General features: G+C 65.4%; 6 protein-coding genes. All 6 read left to right on the top strand.

Annotation, left to right across the window (positions count from 1 at the left end; genetic code table 11):
- A partial coding sequence (gene pstC, locus ACXJKR_RS25555) for a phosphate ABC transporter permease subunit PstC (protein WP_457325195.1) occupies window positions 1-623 on the top strand: 623 nt, incomplete at its 5' end.
- A complete protein-coding gene (pstA, locus tag ACXJKR_RS25550) occupies window positions 620-1486 on the top strand; it encodes a phosphate ABC transporter permease PstA (protein ID WP_457325194.1) in 867 nt (288 codons plus the stop codon). The genes pstC and pstA, both read left to right, overlap by 4 nt.
- Before the next feature lie 12 nt (window positions 1487-1498).
- The gene (pstB, locus tag ACXJKR_RS25545) at window positions 1499-2284 is read left to right on the top strand and encodes a phosphate ABC transporter ATP-binding protein PstB (protein WP_056195472.1); all 786 of its coding nucleotides are present in this window, start codon (window positions 1499-1501) and stop codon (window positions 2282-2284) included.
- 14 nt (window positions 2285-2298) lie between these two features.
- The gene (gene phoU, locus ACXJKR_RS25540) at window positions 2299-3006 is read left to right on the top strand and encodes a phosphate signaling complex protein PhoU (protein ID WP_056195475.1); all 708 of its coding nucleotides are present in this window, start codon (window positions 2299-2301) and stop codon (window positions 3004-3006) included.
- A 2-nt stretch (window positions 3007-3008) separates the two neighbouring features.
- Complete coding sequence (gene phoB / locus ACXJKR_RS25535; protein ID WP_056195477.1) at window positions 3009-3710, top strand: phosphate regulon transcriptional regulator PhoB; 702 nt, start codon at window positions 3009-3011, stop codon at window positions 3708-3710.
- Between the two features lie 16 nt (window positions 3711-3726).
- The coding region (locus tag ACXJKR_RS25530; protein WP_457325193.1) for a phosphate regulon sensor protein PhoR at window positions 3727-4349 on the top strand (623 nt) is incomplete at its 3' end.

Here is a 4349-nt window from a genome sequence, read left to right as displayed (position 1 = left end):
TCGCCATCGAGCTGCTGGCTGCCGTGCCCTCCATCGTCTACGGCATGTGGGGCCTGCTGGTGTTCGGCCCCATCCTGGCCACCTTCGTGCAGGCGCCCTTGCAGGCGATGCTCAACGGCGTGCCCTTTCTGGGTTCGCTGGTGTCGGGCCCGCCGGTGGGCATCGGCATCCTGTCGGCCGGCATCATCCTGGCGATCATGATCATTCCCTTCATCGCCTCGGTGATGCGCGACGTCTTCGAGGTCACGCCGCCGATGCTGAAGGAGTCCGCCTACGGCCTGGGCGCGACGACCTGGGAGGTCGTCTCCCGCGTCGTGCTGCCCTACACCAAGACCGGGGTCGTCGGCGGCGTCATGCTGGGTCTCGGGCGCGCGCTCGGTGAGACGATGGCCGTCACCTTCGTCATCGGCAACATGAACCAGCTGAACTCGCTGTCGGTCTTCGAGGCCGCCAACAGCATCACGTCCACGCTGGCCAACGAGTTCGCGGAAGCCGGCGAGGGCCTGCACCAGGCTTCGCTGATGTACCTCGGCCTCGTCCTCTTCCTGATCACCTTTGTCGTGCTGACCATCTCCAAGCTGCTGCTGATGCGCCTGAAGAAGAGCGAAGGAGCCCGTTCATGAGCTCAACCACCCTCGACGCTCGCCGGCTGGCGATGCACAAGAAGCGCAAGCGCACCAATGTCATCGCGCTGGCGCTGTCCCTGGGCGCCATGGGCTTCGGTGTGTTCTGGCTGGTCTGGATCCTGTTCGAGACCATCTACCTCGGCATCGGCGGCCTGACCCTGTCCACCTTCACCGAGATGACGCCGCCGCCGCAGGGCGAGGGTGGAGGCCTGGCCAACGCCATCTTCGGCAGCTTCGTCATGGTGGGCCTGGCCACGCTGATCGGCACACCGGTCGGCATCCTGGCCGGTGTCTATCTGGCGGAGTACGGACAGAAGACCTGGCTGGGCAGCGCGGTGCGATTCATCAACGACATCCTGCTGTCTGCGCCGTCCATCGTCGTCGGGCTGTTCGTCTACGCGATGGTCGTGGCCAAGCTGAAGAGCTTCTCCGGCATGGCCGGCGCGCTGGCCCTGGCGCTACTCGTCATCCCGGTCGTCATCCGCACGACCGAGAACATGCTCAGCCTGGTACCCAACGCGTTGCGCGAAGCCGCCTACGCCCTGGGCACGCCGAAGTGGAAGGTCATCCTGACCATCACGCTGAAGGCGGCCCGCGCTGGCGTCCTCACCGGCATCCTGCTGGCCCTGGCTCGCGTGTCCGGCGAGACCGCACCGCTGCTGTTCACGGCGCTGTCCAACCAGTTCTGGACCAGCGACATCAGCTCGCCGATGGCCAGCCTGCCGGTCACCATCTTCAAGTTCGCAATGAGCCCCTACGAGAACTGGCAGAAGCTGGCCTGGGCCGGCGTCTTCCTGATCACCGTGGGCGTGCTGCTGCTGAACATCCTGGCCCGCGTGCTCTTCAAGAACAAACACTAAGGACTGACCCACATGGACGCCAAGATCGAAACGCCCGTGGGCGAGCGCGCCAAACTCTCGGTGCGCAACCTGAATTTCTTCTACGGCAGCTTCCACGCGCTGAAGAACATCAACCTGGACATCCCCGAGAAGAAGGTCACCGCCTTCATCGGCCCGTCGGGCTGCGGCAAGAGCACGCTGCTGCGCACGCTGAACCGCATGTTCCAGCTCTACCCCGAGCAACGTGCCGAAGGCCAGATCCTGCTCGACGGCGACGACATCCTGTCCAGCAAGGACGACGTCTCGCTGATCCGCGCCAAGATTGGCATGGTCTTCCAGAAGCCCACGCCCTTCCCGATGTCCATCTACGACAACATCGCCTTCGGCGTGAAGCTGTTCGAGACGCTGCCGCGCGTGGAGATGGACGAGCGCGTGGAGTGGGCGCTGAAGAAGGCCGCCCTCTGGGGTGAGGTGAAGGACAAGCTCAACCAGAGCGGCTCCGGCCTGTCCGGCGGCCAGCAGCAACGCCTGTGCATCGCACGCGGCATTGCCATCAAGCCCGAGGTGCTGCTGCTCGACGAGCCCTGCTCGGCGCTGGACCCGATCTCCACCGGCAAGATCGAGGAGCTCATCCACGAGCTCAAGGCCGACTATACGGTGGCCATCGTGACTCACAACATGCAGCAGGCCGCGCGCTGCTCGGACTACACGGCCTATATGTACCTGGGCGACCTGATCGAATTCGGACCGACCGCTGAGCTCTTCATGAAGCCCAAGCGCAAGGACACCGAGGACTACATCACCGGCCGCTTCGGCTGATCAAGGAGGACGGTATGGTGGACAAACATCTCTCGACCCAGTTCGATGCCGAGCTCAGCGGCATCTCGACCCGCGTGCTCGAAATGGGCGGCCTCGTGGAGGCCCAGGTGGCGCAGGCCGTGCAGGCGCTGGTGGACTTCAGCGCCGCATCGGCCGATGAAGTGCTGACCAAGGAAAGCCGCGTCAACACGATGGAAATCGAGATCGACCGCGATCTCTCGACCATCATCGCGCGCCGCCAGCCGACGGCCCGCGACCTGCGCCTGCTGATCGCCATCAGCAAGAGCATTGCCAACCTCGAGCGCGTCGGCGACGAGGCGGCGCGCATCGCCCGCACCGTGCAGCGCCTGGTGGCCAGCGGCGTGTCGAGCCGCATGCGCTTGCCGATGTCCGACCTGAGCTTCGAAGCCGAGCTCGCCACCACCCAGTTGCGCAAGTCGCTCGACGCCTTTGCGCGCCTGGACGTGGAGCGGGCGCTGGACGTGCTCAAGCACGACGACGAGATCGACAAGGAATTCGACGGCCTGCTGCGCAAGCTCATCACCTACATGATGGAAGACCCGCGCACCATCTCCTCGTCCATCGACCTTGTCTTCGTCGCCAAGGCGATCGAGCGCGTCGGCGACCACGCCAAGAACCTGGCCGAGGTCGTCATCTACGTCGTCAAGGGCCAGGACGTGCGACACAACTCGCCCGAGGCAGTTGAAACGATGGTGCGCTGATCATGAGCCGAGTCCTTGTTGTTGAAGACGAATCGGCGATTGCTGAGCTGATTTCCATCAACCTGCGCCATGCCGGTTTCGAGGTGACGATCGCCGGCAGTGCCACGCAGGCTCAGTACGAAGTGGACCGCGTGCTGCCCGATCTGGTGGTGCTGGACTGGATGCTGCCCGGCCAGAGCGGCGTGGCCCTGGCTCGCCAGTGGCGCGGCGTGGCCCGCACCAAGGAGCTGCCCGTCATCATGCTGACGGCGCGCGCCGAGGAGGGCGACAAGATCGCCGGCCTCGACGCGGGTGCCGACGACTACATCACCAAGCCCTTCTCAACGAATGAGCTGCTGGCGCGCATCCGTGCAGTGCTGCGCCGCAAGGCGCCCGAGGCGCTGGACAGCGCGGTCGAGGTTGGCCCGCTGCTGCTGGACCCGGGCACGCGCCGCGTCAGCCGTGAGGGCAATGAGGTCAAGCTCGGCCCCACTGAATTCCGCCTGCTGCACTTCCTGATGACTCATCCGGAACGTGTGCACAGCCGCTCGCAGCTGCTGGACCGCGTCTGGGGCGACCATGTCTTCATCGAGGAGCGCACCATCGACGTCCACGTCAAGCGCCTGCGCGAAGCATTGGAGCGCGTGCAATGCGCGCGCATGATCGAGACCGTCCGCGGTGCCGGTTACCGACTGACCCAACAGAGCAGCGCGCTCTCCGCTTGAGCTTTTCCCGCCCTACATGACCTGGTTATTGCCCCGACTGCTGATGGCCCTCGTGGCCGCATTGATCGGGTTTGTCATTGGCGTGGTGGTTCGTACGACGACTGGCATCGACAGCCTGGGCCTTGGCATCGGTGTCGTCAGCGGCGTCGTGCTGACCCTGCTGGTCGACGCGGTGCGGGGCCATCGCCTGCTGAGCTGGCTGCGCGGCAACCAGCTCGAGAACGCGCCGCGCGACACCGGTTTGTGGGGCGAGGTCGGCTACCGCATCGAGCGCGCCGTGCGCGACCGCGATCGCAGCGTGGCGCGCGCCCGGCTGGAACTGGAGCAGTTCCTGTCCGCCATCGAGGCTTCGCCCAATGGCGTGCTGATGCTGGACCCGCAGGAGCAGATCGTCTGGTGCAACCGCGTTGCGGCCGACCATTTCTCGCTGGACCCGCAGCGCGACCTGCGCCAGCGCATTACCAATCTCGTGCGTGCGCCGGCCTTCGTCGCCTACCTGCAGGCCGGCAACTTTGCCGAATCCCTGGTGCTGGGCAATGGCCGCGGGCCGGGCACGCTGTCCATCATCGTGCGCGAATACGGCGAGGGCATGCGCCTGGTGTTGTCGCTGGACGTCACCGAACGCGTGCGCTCCGAAGC

Source organism: Roseateles sp. P5_E11 (genome assembly GCF_054049355.1).
Note: the sequence above shows the minus strand (reverse complement) of the source record. Positions and strands in the feature narration are given on the sequence as shown.